Consider the following 19,120-nt stretch of genomic DNA (forward strand, 5'->3'; position numbering starts at 1 on the left):
GGCAAACATATACTGTGGTCAGGAAAGTAAAATGGACCGTTTTCAACGACAATACATAGTACCTGGATTTGGCAAGGAAGCCCAAGAAAAGTTGGCGAAAGCCAAGGTCTTGGTGATTGGTGCGGGTGGCTTGGGTTGTCCGGCACTGTTGTACCTGGCAGCGGCTGGTGTGGGCCATATCGGCATTGTGGACGGTGACGAGGTTTCGATTTCCAACCTGAACCGCCAAGTGTTATTTGGAGAAAGCCACATTGGACTCAATAAGGCAGAAGTCGCGGCGCATGCAATCAAGACCAAATATTCGGACATCAAGGTGGAAGCCATTCCGGAATTTCTCACAACACAAAATGTTTGGATGATTTTATCCAGATATAACTTGGTAGTGGACGGTTCTGACAATTTTCCGACGAGGTATTTGGTAAATGATGCTTGCGTCCTACTTCAAAAACCTATCGTATTCGGGGCTGTCTTCCAGCACCAAGGTCAGGTAGGCATCCTCAACGCATCCGGTCCAGAAAGTATCAATTACAGGGACATTTATCCCGATTTGCCATCGGCCTACGAGATTCCCAATTGTAGCGAAACAGGTGTTTTGGGCGTTTTGCCAGGCATCATTGGCACGCTTCAAGCAGCAGAAGCCATCAAATGGCTCACAGGTTTTGGGAGACCATTGGTTGACAAACTGCTTTTCTACAATCTCCTCGACCACAGCGTCTACGAAGTCTCCCTTAGCAAGAATCCCAAATCCCAAATCAACAGGCCAAAAGATCGGGGCGAGCTGGAAGATACGGACTACGCGGTGGCATGTGGGGATGGCGACACATTGGGTTGGGCGGAAGCCCTAGGCCTGATGAATAACTATTCGCAGGCCGTGTTGGTGGATGTGAGGGAAAAAGACGAGCGTCCGCTCCTGAATGGCTTCACTTATCGCTCCATGCCTTTTTCCCAAATCGAAGACAATAAAAATGTGGTTGGGGATTCTGAATTGGTGTTGTTATTTTGCCAAAGTGGAATCCGCAGCTTGAAGGCCCTGAAAATCTTACAGCGGGAGTTTCCCGGAAAAAGAATCCATTCAATCTCCGGAGGCATTGAGGCGCAGGATTCCCCGATCTACAATCGATAATTATGGAAAAGCAACGAACTCCAAAAAACATTTTTGTACAGGGCCCGATTTCGCCTGAAAAGATCGGCCAATCCATCGCCAACCACAGCAGCAAGACGGACATCGGAGGCCATTGCATTTTCCTGGGCCAAGTAAGGGCCGACGAAAAGGAAGACGGCAAAGTGACATCCATCCTATACTCCGCTTACGAAGAAATGGCCTTGCAAAAGGCCTTCGAAATCCGCGAGGACATTTTTGCCAAGTATCCCTTGACCTGTATGCACATCTACCATAGTCTTGGAGAAGTCAAAGTCGGCGAAATCTGCCTTTTTGTATTTACTTCCTCCAAACACCGTAAGGCTGCAATCGATGCTTGCGAGGAACTGGTAGAGCGCATCAAAAAGGAAGTGCCGGTTTGGGGAAAGGAGATCGTGGAAAATGGCACCGACGTCTGGAAGGAAAATCGCTGAGCGGTTGGGAGGTTAGGAAGTTTGGGAGGTTGGGAAGTTGGGAGATTATTGGTTATTGGGTTATCGGTGGGGAATGTCTGAGATGATTGGGAGACGACTTGGATCTTTCCCAAAATGCCAAAGTCTGATCGCCTAGCTGGTGACCAAATTTCGAAATACCTGATTTATCAATACAAATGAAGCCTTCTGACTTAAAGAGATTGTGGATTTAAAAAGTAAGCTACGAAAAACGGCATCCAAAGCGGAAACATGATTGACATCACACATAAATCATCCACACTTAGAAGGGCTATTGCCCAAGCGATCGTGAAAGTCGGGTCTTTGGAGACCATCCAAGCTTTGGTGGACCGCAAAGTCCCCAAAGGAGATGTGTTCGAAATGGCAAAAACCGCAGGTTTGTTCGCTGCAAAACGCACGGCCGACATGATTCCCGATTGCCATCCGCTACCAATCGAATACACAGGCATCAGCTACCAAATTGAGGGGAATAGCATATACATTTTTGCCGAAATCCACACCATTTACAAGACAGGTGTCGAGGTGGAAGCCATGCATACCGCATCGGTTGTTGCACTCACGATGTACGATATGCTCAAACCAATTGACAAAAACATTAGCATCGAGCAAATAAAACTCATCGAAAAAAAAGGAGGCAAAACAGATTATTCTCTAAAAGGCACAGAAGGCCTAGGTGCATCCGTCATCGTATGTTCCGACAGTATTGCCGCCGGCAAGAATGAAGATAAGGCGGGAAAGGCCATCATTGAAAAGTTGGAAAAATACGGCCTGAAGGTGGTGGATTACAAAATCATACCAGATGAGAAAGAAATCATCCAACAATCGCTCTCAAACCTTGCAGGAATGGGGCGCGACGTGGTAATCTTTACAGGAGGTACCGGGCTGTCTCCAAGGGATGTCACCCCTGAGGCGATAAGACCACTTTTGGACAAGGAAATACCCGGAGTCGAAGAAGCTATCCGCGTCTACGGACAACAACGTACACCGTATGCAATGCTTTCCAGGTCTGTAGTCGGGCTAATCGGTAAGACGCTCGTTCTTGCTTTGCCTGGATCTACCAAGGGAGCCTCAGAGTCCATCGACGCGGTTTTCCCTGCGATACTTCATATCTTTCGGGTGATGGAAGGCACCCGTCATGAAGGTGCTTAATCAGCAATCGGTTCGATGACAACCTTGGCTGTAATCTTGTAGGCCTTGGATTGTTCCTTTCCGAAGAATTCGATCATCTGACCCAGCGCCTGCTTCAGTTCAAGGGCCCTTTCGAGAGAATGGTCATCCTGCTCTCCAAAGCGGATTTGGGAATTGAAATTCCGAAGCTTATGGTAGTTGATCTTGTACTCAAACAGATTTCGAAGGATCTCCTTTGCGTCTTCGCTGTCAAAGGTTCCATTAATCAGGTCCAAAACCTCTTCGGTCTGTTGGGTCATTGTGGATTTTTCCATGTCGGCATATTTTTGTCAAATTTCAGAAACCTAACTCATAAATTTTTATTAATGTTAAAAATACAAATCATAATCTAAATTAATCAATTAATGAACGCATGTTGGATTTTTTGAAGTCAGGGAAAAATTGCGAATCCGAATTGAATTTGGTTTTGTTACTTTTGAAAGAAAACCATGCAACTGTTTTTTGCCGAAAATATCGAAGGAAACACGTTCCACTTGGATCCTGAGGAATCCAACCACTTGATCAAAGTGTTGAGGAAAAGCAAGGGAGAGCGCGTATCGTTTACAGATGGAAAGGGGTATTTGTACCAATGTGTCATTCAAGATGCCAACCCCAAAAAGACGAAGCTATCGGTAGAATCGCGTCATTTTACGCCAGAGGAGGATTTCTACATCCACTTGGCAATCTGCCCCACAAAAAACGCCGACCGGATGGAATGGATGGTGGAGAAAATAACCGAGATCGGCATCCATGAAATCAGCCTGATTCAGTCCGAACATTCGGAGCGGAGCATGATCAAATTGGATCGGCTGGAGAAAAAAATCATCGCAGCTTGCAAGCAAAGTGTGAAAACACGGATCCCCAAACTTAACCCGGTGATGCCCATGGAGAAATTGGTGAGCGACCATCGATACGACGCATACGAACGGTTTATCGCCTACGTGGACAAGGAAAATGACCGTCATTTGTTCGAAAAGGCTACAGTTAACAAAGCCTATTTGGTGCTTATCGGGCCAGAGGGGGATTTTTCCCCAAAGGAACTGGAATTGGCCTTCAAATATCATTTTCACCCTTGTTCTTTGGGACAAAGCAGGCTGAGGACCGAGACTGCCGGATTGGCCGCAGTCCATACACTCCAACTTTTGAACGCCATATCCAGGGATTAATGGGCAAATCTGCTTTACATCAAGACAGCAAAAGTTTCAACACTAACAACCCAGCCCAATTAAGCCATACAGGCATTCTGTTAACATTTTGGAAATATTTGGTTGATTTCCTTCGATTCGAAAATTCAAAAGGCTATTTTTACCGACATTCCATATAGGCCGGAATACGTTTATCAATGACTCACACGAAAACTGGCATCTCACCCGCACCCGCTGATTTTCCTGTCCCGCATACTGGCCTTGTAATCAGGCTCAAAACCCCAGAAGACGACGAAAGGCCTGTCTATATTTCAGGCAATTTCAACAATTGGGCGACGCAGGACCGGCATTTCCAGATGCAAAAGGTCAGCGAGGGACTTTATATTTTCCAATTTCCGCAGGATTTCCAATATCCTGAGGAACTTGCCTATAAGTTTACGAAAGGCGACTGGTCAGACGTAGAGATCGATAAATACGGCAGCCGTACACCAAATAGGTACACCAAACTCAAAGTGGGCGTGCAGGAGGAATTTGTGGAGCGTTGGCGCCACAATTGGCTTCCGTACAAAGACCGCTTTCTTCCCAAGGTCCAGATACTCTCGAAGGAAGTGGAAATTCCCCAATTGAACAAAAAAAGAAGGGTTTGGGTACTACTCCCCCACGATTACCAGCAGAACAGCGCCCGATATCCCGTCCTTTATCTGCAGGATGCGCAGAACTTATTCAATGAAAAATCGCCGTTCGGAAACTGGGAAATCGACAAAAAGCTCGCCGTCATGGCTGAATACGGCATTGGCAACATCATCATTGTGGCGATCGAACATGGAGAAAAGGAGCGTGTGTTGGAATACAATGTCGGGCGTACCATTTTGGGACAAGGAGATGGGAAAAAGTATATCCGCTTTGTGACAGATACCTTGAAGCCATTGATTGACAAGACCTACCGCACCCTTCCCGATCGTGAACATACCGGTATCGGTGGCAGTTCGATGGGTGGTCTGGTTAGTTTCCTGGCAGGCATTATGTATCCTGAGGTTTATGGCAAATTGATGATTTTTTCACCCAGTCTGTGGGTGATCCCCAAGATTAAATTCAGCTTCTTGGATATTTTTGATCCGATGCAGACGCGCATTTATCTATATGCTGGTGCCAACGAAAGCGAAACCATGCTCAAAGAAGTCAAGAAACTTAAGAAACGCCTCCTAAAAAGAAAAGTGCTCAAAGAGAACCTTGAAATCCAGGTGAGCGTCAATCCGGAAGGCAAGCACAACGAAACTTACTGGAGTGACGAATTCCCAAAAGCCATAGAATGGTTGTTTTTCAGCGATAGGGCCGGCACCGACGACTTGGAGGACACGGCAAAGGAAACGGCTTGAAACATATTGCAGGTATTCTTACCAGACCGTGACCTGCAATTTTGCACCTATCGATTTTTTGACCGAAATAGCTGGAGTTTTCACAAAACCAACTTTTCAAATCGTTTTTGAATTAATGGCCAAATAGATATTTTAGGCAAATATTTACCTACCACTCCTGCTATCTATGAAAATTTCAGTCAGTAAATCAATTGACAATTTCAAGGGACTTGTCCTGATACCCTTTTTCGAATCAGAGGAATCCATCCAAATACCCGAAGCCTTTGGAGGAACGCAGGTTCCGAAAGTCCTATTTTCAGCTAAAAAAGACTCCCAACATATCTTCTCAGAAGGAGAGATCACATTTGCACTTATCGGATTGGGCAAAGAGCGGAACTACAAATCCATCCAAACATCTTTTCGGAGATTGACAGCCAAGCAGGCAGAGCTTTTCGATCAAAAAGTCCTGCTATTTGCCCCCGAGTTTGGCGACTATGACCTGTTGGAAGCTGCACTTACAGGCCTAATCCTCGGAACATACAGGCTGGGGCATTTCAAGTCATCGACCGCTCCTACCGTGGACTGGGGCAAAGTTCAGCTAGCGATCCATAGCACGCTAAAGGGAACGAAAAACGTCATCGAGCGGGCGGAAAAGATCGCCGATGCCCAAGTGAAAACCATGACGCTGGTTGATCTTCCACCCAACAAGGTGACCCCCGAATATTTGGCGGAATGGGCGAAGGAAAGCGGCAAAAAACTTGGCATGGAAGTCAAGGTATTGGGTAGATCAAAGGCCGAAAAGGAAAAGCTTCACGCCTTCCTGGCTGTTGGCCAAGGAAGTCAGCGCGAACCCCAATTCATCATCATGAAGTACAGGCACAAAAATGCCAAAAAGCATCTTGGCTTGGTGGGTAAGGGCGTCACTTTCGATACGGGCGGATTGAATATCAAAACCCAAGGCATGGTGCATATGAAAAGTGATATGGCTGGTGCGGCAGCTGTATTGGGATTCATTCATTTGGTGGCGGATTTGGCCGTGGAAGCGGACGTAACCGCGGTGATTCCCTGCGTGGAAAATGCGGTAGACAGCCATTCCCTGCTCCCTTCTGATGTAATAGAAAGCTACAGTGGAAAGACGATCGAAATCATCGATACCGATGCCGAAGGAAGGTTGATCTTGGCGGATGGCCTCTCCTATTTGATCAAAAACTTCAAGCCCGATACAGTCGTGGATTTTGCGACGCTAACGGGAAGTGTGATCGGAACTTTTGGCTACGAATGTGCAGGTCTGTTTACCAAATCAGATTCCCTTTCCCAAAACCTGCAGCAAGCCGGTGCCTATATTGGGGAAAAACTCTGGCCGCTACCGATGTGGGATTCCTACCAAAGCGAGATGGACAGTGAGATCGCCGATATCAAGAATTTCCATGGCAAGACCTATGCCGGGGCGATAACGGCAGCAAAATTCCTCGAATACTTCACGATGGAGCATCCCTCTTGGGCACATATTGATATTGCCGGTACTGCGTTTGGGGACTCGGAGTTTGCAAAAACGAAGCATGCCACGGCTTTTGGCGTACAATTAATGCTTAAATTCATCGAAAATCTTTAGCCATGAAAGACAGCCACCGCACCTTTTTGTGCATTTCCAATTATTTCAAGGGAAACGCATTTCTCACTGCGCTCAAGAAAGCAGGCAATACCGTCTATTTAGTCACCTCCGAAAAGTTACGCGACAGCAACTGGCCGAGGGAATACATCGACGAGATGTTTTTCATGCCTGGACAGGATTTGGACTGGGACTTGGAAAAGTTGCTACTGGGAGTGGCTGGCATCATGAAGGACACAAAAATAGACAGGATCGTTGCCTTGGATGACTATGATGTGGAAAAAGCGACCTTCCTGCGCGAAAACCTCAGGATTCCAGGGATGGGACAGACAACCGGCAGGTATTTCCGTGACAAACTCGCGATGCGCATGCGGGCACAGGAAGCAGGCGTACTTGTCCCTGCCTTCTCCGCACTTTTTAATGATGCCGAAATCAATCATTTTGCCGATAATATACCCGCCCCTTGGGTGCTCAAGCCTCGATCCGAAGCCTCCGCCCATGGCATTATCAAAGTGTTTGACAAAGAAAGCCTCTGGCAAAATATCCACGAACTGGGCGACAACCGCATGCGGTATCTGGTAGAGCAGTTCAAGCCCGGGGACGTTTATCATGCAGACTCGCTCAATCTGGACGGGAAAAACATATTCTGTACTGTTTCCCGCTATTTGGCCACCCCCATGGAAATTTCACAGGGCGGGGGAATCTTCCGCTCGGCAAATGTTCCCTACGGAACACATGACGATAAAGCAATCAGGGAAGCCAACAAACAAGTGATGAAAGCCTTTGGAATGAAGGACGGCGCGGCGCATACAGAGTTTATCAAAAACAAAGAGGACGGCAAAATCTACTTTTTGGAGACTTCATCCCGCGTCGGGGGGGCGCATTTGGCAGAAATGGTGGAAGCTGCCACCGACATCAACCTATGGGCGGAATGGGCAAGAATTGAAGATGCCAAAGCCAAAGAAAAGGCATACGAACTTCCAAAAGTAAGAAAGGGATATGCAGGAATCGTGCTTACGCTGTCCAAATTCCAAGATCCTGACCTTTCCGGATTTGATGATCCCGAGGTCTGTTTCCGTGTGCCCTTAGATTATCATGCAGGACTTGTCGTCACGTCTCCCCAGCACGATCGCGTGATGTATTTGCTCGATAATTATGCTGCCAGACTCAGTACAGATTTTTCTACGGTAGTTGAACAGGAGAAAGTGAAGAAGTTTCACTGAAAGGATGAATTTTCCAATGTACGAAGTACAAAGTAAAATGAACCAAGTCAAAACCGGAGCACAGGTATACACACGCAATTGGGAAAACCAGTATGTGTTGATCCTATGTGCCGGTTTACAAAAGTCGGCCCCGGTACAAAAATCGATATGCCATGTAGCCAAACAACGGCCCGTACTGTAACCAAAGGAAAGCCGGCTGTTCCTGCACCGGTGAAGTTTGATAGGCAGAATAGGAAAAAATAACCAAGCCGGACCAGATGATCGGGGTCCATTCCCGTGCGACAATGCCCAAACCAAAAACGGGGATAATGTACCAAGGGTGTACAACAGGCTGAAAAATCAGGTATACAATATAAATCCAAACCATTTTCCGGGGCAGATGTCTTGGGTCCTTTTCCCTGCCACTTGTCGAGATCAGAATAATCAAACCGAGTGAAATCATACCCAAGGACGGAACCACATATTTGATTGGATTGTAGGGAACAAACCACATCGCAACCTCTCGGACGAGGTAGTACACCGATGCGTTGAATTCGAATTTTTGTTGAAAAAGTCGGAAGCTTTCGAGGAAATTATCCAACACCCTTAGGTTTAGAAAAGGCGAAAAGAATACCGCCAAAACCAAGATAGCAAGCGCGACAAATCGAATAAGCTTTCTTTTCTCCAAGTTGAATGCCCAAAGTGGTGCTAAAATCAGCGGGACCAACTTCAATCCGATCGCACATGCCCAGGAAAACGCAGCCCTGCCTATCTGCATCTTTTGAAGAGATATAAGGTTGACCAACAGGCAGGTCAATACAATCCCCTCGAAATGTAAATTTCCGACAAGTTCCAAAATCACCATGGGGCTAAATGCGTACAGCACCACAGCCCTGGAACCGATCCCGTAATTTCGGAGTAGTCTCCGAAGTAGCAAGATATTCGCTAAATCAAACAGCATCAGTGTAAGCCTCAGGCGAACAACCGAGTCCATCACCGATTTTGCCCCAACCGTGGTTAAGTAGAATATTCCTTCGTGAAGGGGTGGGTATATGGTGTAGTAGTTTTTTGAGTTCATACCAGCAAACAATTCCCCCCACAAATCCTCCCTATCAATTGGCAGCATCTCCACGGCAATATTGGGAGTAAAAAAGTAGGGATTGATACCATTCGAAATGAGATGTCCATCAAAGAAATACCTGAAATAATCATCGGACATTTGGGGAATGGAAAACAAAAACAGCAACCGACAGCAAAGAGCGGCCAAAAGCAGCCTGCCAAAAGAAAATCCCCACTCTTCATACTTGAAATAGAAAATCAAAGAAATCAAAAAGCATATTGAATAAAGCATGAGCAATTGCCCAAATTCCTCCCGAATCACGTGATAGGCTAACAAATAAAGACAAATCCCATATACCAGAACCAGCAAAGCCGGAGTCAAACCACGGGGAAATGGCGCTAAGTTCCTGGATATCAAATTCATAAAATACTTAACATTTAGTAAGTTCTGATTTCTTAATTTCTTGGAAAAATAAGCTTGCGTCGATAGAAAATGCCAGTAATTGAATCATTTCATTATTTAATTGAAAAATTCAACTAATTACTTTTGAATATTTTTTTATGTATTTCACATTATTTTTTTTGCATTTTATTTTTTGTTTTCATTTTTGTTCCTACATTTGGATCAGGAAATCACTCAATGGAATTGAAGGTCACAATTAATTAAAGGCGAATTAACAGTTTTGAAATACAAATAATTGTATATTTGAAACCCGATAGAAGCCTAAGATAACCATTTGAACTTTCAATTTTGTTTTACCAGAAACCCTGAGAACACCTAATCTATCTTGTAAACTTATTTTTAACGGTTATGACAAACTTACACAAATCAAACATTCCAATCTTAGTCTTTTGGGACGTTATCAGTCTATCGCTTGCATTCTTCATTTCCCTTTACTTCTACAGAATCAACGACGTCGATTTCCAGCGCATGGAAGTGGTCTTCCTCTTGGGGTTAATCGCTTCTTGGCTCATCATAGGATACTCCAATAAATTATATGTCGACTGGACGGGCGGAAGCTTCTTCAGATCCAGGATGACCAAATACTTCAAGACCTATTTCATCTTGGCCGGAATCATCGGCATCGTGTACTTGCTTTTCACTTTTCCAAAGGACGTCAGGAACCTGTTCATCGCGGTATTGGCGGGCATTCCTTCACTTGGCATCATTACCAATTCTTTGGTAATCAGATTATATACACCGATAGTGGAGCGCAGGGCGAAGATGAGCACAACGCTGATTGCCGGTTCGGGAACTTTGGCAAAGAAAGTAGCTTCTTTTATGGAGTCTAACGGTTACGCTCGTTTTGCCGTGCAGGGATTCATTGACTGCGGCGAGGGACATGTCGGCAGTAAGAACGAACGCGTCGTCACCAAACTCGATGGCTTGAAGGAGTACCTCAAGTACAATTATGCGGACGAGATCATCATTGCGCTTCCCTACAACCAACAAGACCAAATCAAATCCATCATCGATATCGCGGATTACCACGGGACTAGGATACGTTTTGTACCGGATTACCATGGGATTTTCGGGGAGAACTTCAAGACCTACCAGTATGGAGACATGGAGGTGGTCAATGTCCGCCAGCTTCCTTTGGACAACTGGTTCCCAAACTTGCTCAAGAACACATTTGATGTGATTTTTGCATCCCTGGTTTTGGTGTTCCTTTCCCCACTCTTCTTTGTACTTGGCCTCATCATCAAGTTGGATTCCCCTGGACCGGTATTCTACACGCCTATCAGGATAGGAAAAGGCGGAAAGCCCTTCAAGGTATATAAGTTCAGGTCCATGAAGGACAGCGACAATCCAATGAACGGGGTACAATCAACCCTCAAGGATGACCCTCGAATCACCAAGATCGGCAAGTTCATACGGAAATACAGCATCGACGAACTGCCTCAATTCATCAACGTCCTTACAGGAGAAATGAGCGTGGTAGGCCCTAGACCCCACCGGACATTCCTGAACCAGGTGATGCAGGAAAGTGAGGAGAAATACATGATCCGTCACTACTACAAGCCGGGGATTACTGGTTGGGCGCAGGTAAATGGTTGGAGAGGTCCGACGGACACCGAGGAACAGAAAAAACAACGTACTGCCCACGACCTTTGGTACCTCAAAAACTGGACATTTTGGCTGGACCTCAAAATCGTCTGGTTGACGGTTTTTGGAAAAAAGACACACAATTCAGCATTCTAAATACAAGGCCGCTCTCGAAGCGGCCTTTTTTTTTTGAAGATCCAAGTCATTGAAAGGCTTTTTTCCACCAACTAAGACGGAAAACCAAAAGTCCCAAAGTGGTGCCATTCTACTGCAGCACGCAACTCACCCCGACCCTATCCTTGAGAAGAGGGAGAAAATGACCACGGTGAGAGATAAATGGACGCGAACCACAAATGGGACTAAAGGAATCGAGAGTGGACCAAGGAACCCAAAGGGGCATTATGACAAGGCAGCTGAGATTAACTTACCCAACCATCTTCGTTAAAAATTACAATGATGAATTCACAATGATGAATGATCTACCAGCCCATCCCCGTCCTCCGAGATAGGGAGCTAGCTGATCTAAACCACAAAAGGAAAAAAAAGAGATCAAAAGTGGGTGAGAAGCCCCAAAAGGGCAAAATCTGCTTAGAATTCGAATCTGCGTAGTTTTCGAGGTACTTTATTAATAGTCCGATTGAATTTTTAGAAAATCCTGGCTTCAAAAAAGCAGGATAGCAAAATAGCATGGTCTGGGAAGAGAAAGACCACCGAAGGCAATTACAAATCCTGGCAGATAGAGACTCGTTCTTCACCCATAAAATCGGGATGCGACAAGGTGGCAGCAAAAAATCGTTCGTATTTTATGAAAACAGGATAAAAAATCCCCGTTCATCAGAAGTCCAAAGAACAATCTAAACAACAGCATGTTTCTTTACGATAGTATTCTATGAAGCAGTAAATTGTAAATGCCAATCCAGTTTTGAAAACAGTTACGGTTTCTGCACTGCATAAACTAAAGATCATGGACAATAAACACCACTGCCTTGTTTAACGATTCAAGTGAATACTTTTCTGTTTTGATCCCTGATGGCGATTGTTCACTTTTCGGAAGCGTGCTAAACTGCCTTTCCCAAGTGAAAGATGTGGGTCTTTTTGTCATGTCGGAAAAAAAGGACCATGCATTTCGCTATTCGCGGTTTATCAAAGGATTTTTCTATTTTCCTCCAGCAAGCGATGACCTCGAATGGCTGGCAAGGATAGATAAGGTTGTCGAAGAAAATCAGATCGATGTCATCATGCCGATCTGGGAGACGGCAATCAAAACCATACTCGAAAACAGAGATTTCTTACGAAGTAGAGAAAAGTTAGTTCCTTTGCCTACGCTGCAATATTTCACGATTGCTGGTAGTAAGGATTTGTTGGCGGAGCACCTCGAACGCCATGGTATCCCTGGGGCAAAAACAATTCCTTTATCCTTCGATGCATTGGCCGACCGGGACGCGTTTAAGCTACAATTCCCCCTACTGGCAAAACCCCTGATATCTGGAGGTGGTAAAGGTATTGTCAAGTTTCAGGATTTTGACAGCTTGGCCACACATTTCAAAACCAAGGGGATCAACCAATCCTACATCTTGCAGGAATTCATCACGGGTGAGGATTACGGCTGCAACGTGCTGTGTCAGGATGGTGAAGTTTTGGCCTTTACCATGCAGAAGGGCAATCTTTGGGATCCTGCAAAGCCCTATTCCTTTCAAGTCGGATTGGATTTTGTGTACCATGAAAAGCTGTACCAAACAGTCAAGTCCCTGATGAAATCCCTGCATTGGAACGGGATTGCCGATTTGGATTTGTTGTACCATCGGGCGTCCGATACGTTCTATATCGTGGAGATCAATCCCCGGGTTTGGGGCACCCTGCTGGCTGCGCTGATGGCAGGCATCAACTACCCCCACCTTTGGGTACTCTTGGCCATGAAAAAACCCATTCCGCTCCAAAGCTATAAACAAATCCCCTATGTCACCCTGAGGGGTCTTGAGATTCTCCTGAAAAAAGACAAATCCTTGTTGCTCAGACCTGGGTTTATCTGGAACAATTCCCCCTTGAAATTCAGATTCGATGACCCTGTTCGAATATTTATTCAAATATTTCGGTCGTTAAAACACACCGTCTCGGGTAAATTCAAGTCGCCCGAGCAGTGAAAAGGATTGTCTTTCTGTTCTGAACCTAAACGCTTCCAAAATTTGCTTGATCTCCATGGCTTGAGCCCCACACCATGGTCTGTGTCACAGACAAGTCAATTTTTGTTCCTTTTATCGTTAATGAAACGACTTACCCAAGCGAATGGAAAATGTTGAATTCACAATAATCAATGAATTCACCACCGAACCATTCCCCTTTAAGTGGGAGACGACTAGATTCAACCTATATAAGAGGAAAAAGGAATCAACGGCGACCATGAGCTCCAACAAACGCTAGATTACGCCAACGGGGAAGAAGTGCCTCGAAAACACGAAGCATTGCTTAAAAATTACTTTTTTGCTACCTTAACTGGAAGCTTATACCCACCAACAAAAACTGCAGTATGAATAAATCAAGCCAATCCTTTTCCGTTTTGGTTCCCGACGGGGAGAGATCCTTATTGAGAAGCCTGCTGAACTGTTTTTCCCATATGAAAAACATTAGGTTGTACGTCATGTCTACCAAACAGGATCTACCTCTACGGCATTCGAAATACGTAGATCGATTCTTTTATTTCCAAGCCTCAAACGATCCGTTGGATTGGATCGAAAACATCAACAAGATTACCCGCGAACATCCAATTGATGTAGTTATGCCAATTTGGGAAGTGGCAATCAAGACACTACTTGAAAATAAAGATCGTTTGGAACATCCTAAAAAACTAGTCCCTTTACCCTCTTTGCAGAATTTTACGATTGCCCGTAATAAAGAACGATTAGCAGCGCATTTGGAACGCTTTGGAATCCCGGGGCCAAAAACCACATTTTTTACCCCACATCTTTTGGAATGCCAAGAAGAGCTTAAGCTCAAATTCCCATTACTGGCGAAGCCGCTGAGAGGGGGAGGTGGAATAGGTATCTTGAAATTCGGGGACTACGAATCATTGATCGGCTATTTCAAGGAAATTCGAACACGTGAAACATATATATTACAAGAATTTATAACCGGAGAGGATTTTGGCTGCAATGTGTTATGCGATAAAGGAGAAATTTTGGCGTATACAATCCAGAAAGGAAACCTTTGGGATCCTTCCAAGCCTTATTCGGCCCAAATCGGATTGGATTTTCTATACGAAGAAAAACTATTTCAAACCGTAAAAAACCTAATGAAGTCGCTTGAATGGAGTGGCATCGCAGACTTGGATTTGCTGTATCATCCAGAATCTGATACCTTTTACATTATCGAGATTAATCCACGTTTTTGGGCGACTCTGACTGCAGCCTTGATGGCGGGCATCAACTATCCCCATCTTTTGATTCAGATTACCATGCAGCAAAAAATTGAACCTCAGCGGTACAAATTTATGCCATATGTCAATCTCGATGGATTAAAAATACTCTTGAAACAAAACAAAAGATTGATATTTAACACCAGTTTTATATGGCATAACACACCTCTAAAATACCGTTTAGATGACCCCCTGCCGATAGCATACGAGGCCTTCCTCAAGGTCAGGGATTTTTTCCGGAAAAAAGTTTAGCCTAATTTTTTGGTTATTTAGAGAGTTTAGATTTCACGTTTTTTTGGGATTCAGGGATTAACATAGGTCGATTTTTAAGGCCCAAATATTTCAGCATGGTCTTCTTCTTTAAAGTCAACTTGGCCACTGAATAGAAATAAATGGCCCAAAGTATTATACCTATCATTTTCGCCCCATCTTCAATCAGTACAGATTGCCAGGCTCCGGGAGTGAAAATCTTTTGTCCGGGTAACCTATCCAAAGACAAGGACAGTCCCAAGAAAAAGAAAGCCAATCCTAAAACAATATACTGCGTTTTCAAAATTACCTTGAAATAGAGCAGTAGGTACCCAACAACAGCCAGGAAATAACCCAAAGCGATCAAGTTTTCCTTTATACCCAAATAGGGAAGAATCTCGTCATGCAAGAGAAACATATCGTCTGCGCCCAAGAAGGTGGTCAGCGCCAATGAGTAGATCAGAAAACTTCTCATCCTTGGCATGGGATGATCTTTGGAAATCAGCTGCAGACTCAAAAAGCAAAAGCCAACGGAAACAAACCATAAAGCGCATCCCAATTGTGAAAACCAACCTGTATACAAGGGCCCTTCCAAGAGCACCACCGGGTCGCGCATTTGCATTGAATAGGACATGTCGTAGAAACTCCTGGCAAGAATCGCTGGCGTCAAAACGATTGCTGAGAGGATAAGAGCGAGAACCAAGTAGTTTGTGCTCTCCTTCACTTTGTTGAAAATGGCAACAAAGCTTATCTCATCTAAAAGTGAGAAGGTTTTTTCCATAAATTTTGGGTGTTAAGAATTGAGTTAAAAAACTATGAACAATTATAAATAAAAATTTAATAAAAAAATAACAATCGGATAATTTTTAAAATTCATTGAATCTCAAAATCATCTATCCCAAAATTCCTATTTCGCATCAAAGTCCGCGAAGGGTTTTCGAATCCTAAAAAGACCAAGGCTTGATCAATACGCTTTACGAAAAGGAAAAGACAATTTGGCAATCCGTGAATTGTGGCTTACTGTTGGCATTAAGAATGAGCAATGCGCAATGATGAATGATTTCTGACCCCAAAAATCTGGCCTAGAGATGATAAATTCACAATGATGAAGATACCACAATCCATTCGCATACCTCATAGACAGGAGGATCACTGGATTTAAAACCCCACAAGGGACAAAACAGATCAAAGGGGGGATGTTTTGAAGTTGGGAAGACAGGAGGTTAGGATGTTTGGGTGCTGGGAGGTTAGGGTGCTGAGCGGTTAGGGAGCTGGGAGGTTCGGAGGTCGGGAGTTTGGGATGTTAGGGGGTCGGGAAGTTGGGAGGTTCGGAGGTTTAGTTTAATCCTGCTTTCAGAAAAGCAGGATAACAGTACAAGAAAGTTCTATCCTAGGCTATCGCACAAGGACCTCGCCGGATCGGCGGACTTTCATTCCACCGCGCAATCTAAACAAATATTTTGTAGAGTTTGAGGTACAGACATGGAACTTTCAAGTGCGGACAGGCGGCTAGTCCGAGAAACCACCCCGGAGCGGGTGGAACCTTGAATAGCCCCGGGTTTCAACCCGGGGAAACAGGAATTGGCGATGTTTTGGTTTTTGGGGACGGAAAGTTGAAGGATGGATTTGGGTTTTCACCAAAAACAGGGAAGGGATGTTGGGGATTGTTAAAATCATATTCAGCGCTGGTGGTGTAACCTAATGTTTTTCCCTGGCTGGGTGGGATTTGCAATCCCGCCCTCCCATTTCTGCCAATTTGTAATTGGCTCAGCACCATTCCTCACTTTCCGAACTGGACGGGATTGCCATTCTCTCTTTCTCTTGTTACTTTTTTCTTGACAAAGCCTGTCTGCCGATAGGCAGGAAGTAACTAAAAAGTCGAAAAGGTCCGATCCTATCAGCGCGCAGGGCCCGGGCCGGCCCGGCGGACTTTCGTCCCTCCGCGCGAGCAAAAAATGTATTTTGTCCAGATCAAGGTCAGTGAGCCCCGAACGAGCGGCATCCGATGCGGAATTACAAATTCCATTTTATAGGAAGGCGTAATTGCAAATAACGCCTAGCTGAGGAATTACAAATTCCCTTATTTGGGAAGGCGTAATTGCGAATTCCGCCTAGCAGAAGGCTGAGTCTTATAGATAACTCAGGATCACGTCCCTGGAAATCCCGTGGAATTCCGCATATTCGTCTACAGTGACCAATTGGTGAGGAGCCTTGTTGAAGTAGATTTTGATCTTTTTCAGCAGGTTGTAGGCATAAGACTTGCTTCTCCCCGTGATTTGCATAATTAACTTAGCATGCACGCACAATGGTTTCGGATTATTCATAGCGAGGTAGATTTGGGTTGATCAAATGTTCTTTTTTCTGCTTTCCCATTCTATCCGCTCCCTTTCCAAACATTCTCCCAAAAATAAATCAGAAGGAGTCACCAAATGAGCTGGCAGTTCATTAAAAACTTAAACTAAAGTTAAGAAATGATTTTGATTTATTTGCAAGTACGATTAGTTAATTTTTGTTGCGATAAGAACGTGGCTTTAACAGATCGCTTTTGATGTTAAACCACAGGTAACCATGCATTCCATCGGTTTGGCTCGGTTGGTATTGAAGCGGTTTAGGGGAACCCGACCCTACGGCCGGGTTCCGACTTCAAGTCAGCGATCAATCAGGCTTGAGCGTGGGCCGTGTCTTTGGGGTTGTGAGCCCATCCAAGGTTTTTCGCATGGCCAATTGTTCTGCGACCAACCAATTGCACACCTTAGTCAAATCGGCATAATCCTTTTTGAATTGCTTCATTTCTTGGGAAATACCATTCAGGTAGTAGGTGATGATGGTCAAAAGGATCGATATCAATCCCTCGAGGACCGGCTGCAGGTTCAATCCATCCATGCGCGTTCGAATTGGACCAAATTGAGTGCTGCGTCGGGGAAACTACGGATTTCCAACAAGGCATCCTCCTTTTGGTCAAGGATGGAATAAATGACCTCTTTCAACTTTTCGAAGGCATGTTTGGACTGGGAACCCCTGCCCTCCCCCACCAATCTGGAAACTGGCGCAATCTTTGGTTCCCGGTCGACCGAGCAGTTGTCAGGCAAAATCCGCACTTTCCCCCTTCCGGACACATTTTCGATACAGAGGTGCCAACCCCAAGTTTCATTGTACTCCCGATGCAGTTGGTAAATCCCTTCGGGAATACAGGAATCAGGGCTGTTTCTGTTCCAAGGACGTTCTACGGTATGGCAGATTTTATAGCCTTCGATGCGGATGGTACCATTGGTACCTCCGGGCCAATATTCACGTTCGAGGTGCAACAACATCGCCCTAGTCGGTTAAGATGATTTTGGCAGCATTGTGCGACTTGTCGTTAAGCGCATAATACGCACCGTTGACTTCCTGCAAGTACTCAATCCCCAAAGCATACACCTGAATGGCATTCTCTACGATGATTCTGGGAATTGAGAACACCAGCCCAGTCAGGGGTTCTTGGTCCAACTTGATAACTTGGGAATAAACCAAGTTCGTTGGCTGGATTTTCTCCTCCGGATTGATGGCGCAGGCGACGAGGAAGAACCTGGCATCCGTTGCCCCGGTGGGCTTGGCGATTTTCACGCCGGGAATGAAGGTTTCAAAAGCCACCCCGACTTCGGTATCCGAATTTTGAGGCAGGTACTTCGCAAATACCGTGGAATTCCATGTAGCATTGATGTTGAACTGGAATTCCTCCATGAGGCTATGGTCTCCCAGCATGAACTCGCGTTGGCCCCTTTTGCTGACCAAGTCGGATTTTACGACTTTAACAGCCAAAGTGTACAGGCGGTTGTGGGTCCGCAGGTCCTTGGAACGTAGGGTGATTTCCCGGAAGGCTCCTTTGAGGATGTTGGAAACCGCAGCTGCTCTTGCAAACTCGGCCAAATTTTCCCTGACCCTTTGGAAACTGGGATCATTGAGGATCTTCGCTTTGTCGACGCCGCCCTTTTGCCGTGCAAAGGATCCGTTTTGGCCTTTGTAGAAGGTCACATCTCCCATGGTCCCTTCCAATTTGATGAAACTCGTTTGTCTAGCCATTTTTAATTGGTTTAGAATGAAACATGGTCGAATTTGAACCTAAGGAACCAATATTCATAACGAAAGTGGACTATGTGGAAAATTGGGAAAATTAGGAAATTGGGGAGGTTGGGGAGGTTGGGAAGTTAGGAGGTTGGGGGGGGGGGGGGGGGAAGTTAGGGGGTTCGGGGGTTTTGGGGTTTTTGGGTTTTTGGGTTTTTGGGTTTTTGGGTTAGAAGGTTAAAAGGTT

17 protein-coding genes are annotated in these 19,120 nt (G+C 45.2%); 10 read left to right on the forward strand and 7 right to left on the reverse strand.

What is annotated here, in order from left to right:
- Positions 1–31: 31 nt before the first annotated feature.
- The 3 genes from C943_RS00920 to moaCB all read left to right on the forward strand — a co-directional run bounded on the left by C943_RS00920 (position 32) and on the right by moaCB (position 2,739).
- Positions 32–1,123, forward strand: coding sequence for a HesA/MoeB/ThiF family protein (locus tag C943_RS00920; RefSeq protein ID WP_008623426.1), 1,092 nt, complete (start codon positions 32–34; stop codon positions 1,121–1,123).
- 2 nt (positions 1,124–1,125) lie between these two features.
- Complete coding sequence (locus C943_RS00925) at positions 1,126–1,572, forward strand: molybdenum cofactor biosynthesis protein MoaE (RefSeq protein ID WP_008623427.1); 447 nt, start codon at positions 1,126–1,128, stop codon at positions 1,570–1,572.
- A gap of 249 nt (positions 1,573–1,821) precedes the next feature.
- The gene (moaCB, locus tag C943_RS00930; RefSeq protein ID WP_008623429.1) at positions 1,822–2,739 is read left to right on the forward strand and encodes a bifunctional molybdenum cofactor biosynthesis protein MoaC/MoaB; all 918 of its coding nucleotides are present in this window, start codon (positions 1,822–1,824) and stop codon (positions 2,737–2,739) included.
- Here moaCB and C943_RS00935 read toward each other — a convergent pair.
- Positions 2,736–3,032 (reverse strand): hypothetical protein, encoded by a 297-nt coding sequence (locus C943_RS00935; protein ID WP_008623430.1) that lies wholly within the window; start codon positions 3,030–3,032, stop codon positions 2,736–2,738. The genes moaCB and C943_RS00935 overlap by 4 nt on opposite strands.
- Positions 3,033–3,206: 174 nt before the next feature.
- On the opposite strand from C943_RS00935, the gene C943_RS00940 reads away from it, so the two are divergent.
- The 4 genes from C943_RS00940 (at position 3,207) to C943_RS00955 (ending at position 8,089) form a co-directional block, all read left to right on the forward strand.
- Complete coding sequence (locus tag C943_RS00940) at positions 3,207–3,923, forward strand: 16S rRNA (uracil(1498)-N(3))-methyltransferase (RefSeq protein WP_008623431.1); 717 nt, start codon at positions 3,207–3,209, stop codon at positions 3,921–3,923.
- A gap of 176 nt (positions 3,924–4,099) precedes the next feature.
- Positions 4,100–5,278, forward strand: coding sequence for an alpha/beta hydrolase (locus C943_RS00945; protein WP_008623434.1), 1,179 nt, complete (start codon positions 4,100–4,102; stop codon positions 5,276–5,278).
- A 166-nt stretch (positions 5,279–5,444) separates the two neighbouring features.
- Positions 5,445–6,869: a leucyl aminopeptidase family protein gene (locus C943_RS00950; protein ID WP_008623435.1), complete on the forward strand. Its 1,425-nt coding sequence runs from the start codon at positions 5,445–5,447 to the stop codon at positions 6,867–6,869.
- Positions 6,870–6,871: 2 nt separating this feature from the next.
- Positions 6,872–8,089: an ATP-grasp domain-containing protein gene (locus C943_RS00955; RefSeq protein ID WP_008623436.1), complete on the forward strand. Its 1,218-nt coding sequence runs from the start codon at positions 6,872–6,874 to the stop codon at positions 8,087–8,089.
- 115 nt (positions 8,090–8,204) lie between these two features.
- On the opposite strand, the gene C943_RS00960 is transcribed toward C943_RS00955, so the two are convergent.
- Positions 8,205–9,551 carry an MptA/MptB family glycosyltransferase gene (locus C943_RS00960; RefSeq protein ID WP_051069456.1) on the reverse strand — a complete coding sequence of 449 codons (1,347 nt, stop codon included), beginning with the start codon at positions 9,549–9,551 and terminating at the stop codon, positions 8,205–8,207.
- A gap of 387 nt (positions 9,552–9,938) precedes the next feature.
- Here C943_RS00960 and C943_RS00965 point away from each other — a divergent pair, with 387 nt between their 5' ends.
- The 3 genes from C943_RS00965 (at position 9,939) to C943_RS00980 (ending at position 14,835) form a co-directional block, all read left to right on the forward strand.
- Positions 9,939–11,330 carry an exopolysaccharide biosynthesis polyprenyl glycosylphosphotransferase gene (locus C943_RS00965; protein ID WP_040478409.1) on the forward strand — a complete coding sequence of 464 codons (1,392 nt, stop codon included), beginning with the start codon at positions 9,939–9,941 and terminating at the stop codon, positions 11,328–11,330.
- An 830-nt stretch (positions 11,331–12,160) separates the two neighbouring features.
- Positions 12,161–13,315 (forward strand): ATP-grasp domain-containing protein, encoded by a 1,155-nt coding sequence (locus C943_RS00975; RefSeq protein ID WP_008623441.1) that lies wholly within the window; start codon positions 12,161–12,163, stop codon positions 13,313–13,315.
- A gap of 575 nt (positions 13,316–13,890) precedes the next feature.
- Positions 13,891–14,835, forward strand: a complete 945-nt coding sequence (locus C943_RS00980) for an ATP-grasp domain-containing protein (RefSeq protein WP_245545492.1) — start codon at positions 13,891–13,893, stop codon at positions 14,833–14,835.
- 13 nt (positions 14,836–14,848) lie between these two features.
- Here C943_RS00980 and C943_RS21220 read toward each other — a convergent pair whose 3' ends face one another.
- The 5 genes from C943_RS21220 to C943_RS01005 all read right to left on the reverse strand — a co-directional run bounded on the left by C943_RS21220 (position 14,849) and on the right by C943_RS01005 (position 18,891).
- Positions 14,849–15,613: a hypothetical protein gene (locus tag C943_RS21220; protein ID WP_008623443.1), complete on the reverse strand. Its 765-nt coding sequence runs from the start codon at positions 15,611–15,613 to the stop codon at positions 14,849–14,851.
- 1,348 nt (positions 15,614–16,961) lie between these two features.
- Positions 16,962–17,156, reverse strand: coding sequence for a hypothetical protein (locus C943_RS21900; protein WP_157198373.1), 195 nt, complete (start codon positions 17,154–17,156; stop codon positions 16,962–16,964).
- Positions 17,157–17,487: 331 nt separating this feature from the next.
- The gene (locus C943_RS00995) at positions 17,488–17,715 is read right to left on the reverse strand and encodes a hypothetical protein (RefSeq protein WP_008623447.1); all 228 of its coding nucleotides are present in this window, start codon (positions 17,713–17,715) and stop codon (positions 17,488–17,490) included.
- Positions 17,703–18,143, reverse strand: coding sequence for a DUF5675 family protein (locus C943_RS01000; protein WP_008623449.1), 441 nt, complete (start codon positions 18,141–18,143; stop codon positions 17,703–17,705). Before C943_RS01000 ends, C943_RS00995 begins: the two co-directional genes overlap by 13 nt.
- Before the next feature lie 4 nt (positions 18,144–18,147).
- Complete coding sequence (locus tag C943_RS01005; protein ID WP_040478422.1) at positions 18,148–18,891, reverse strand: hypothetical protein; 744 nt, start codon at positions 18,889–18,891, stop codon at positions 18,148–18,150.
- Between the last annotated feature and the right edge of the window lie 229 nt (positions 18,892–19,120).

This window comes from Mariniradius saccharolyticus AK6, from assembly GCF_000330725.2.
In the GTDB taxonomy this organism is placed as follows: Bacteria; Bacteroidota; Bacteroidia; order Cytophagales; family Cyclobacteriaceae; genus Mariniradius; species Mariniradius saccharolyticus.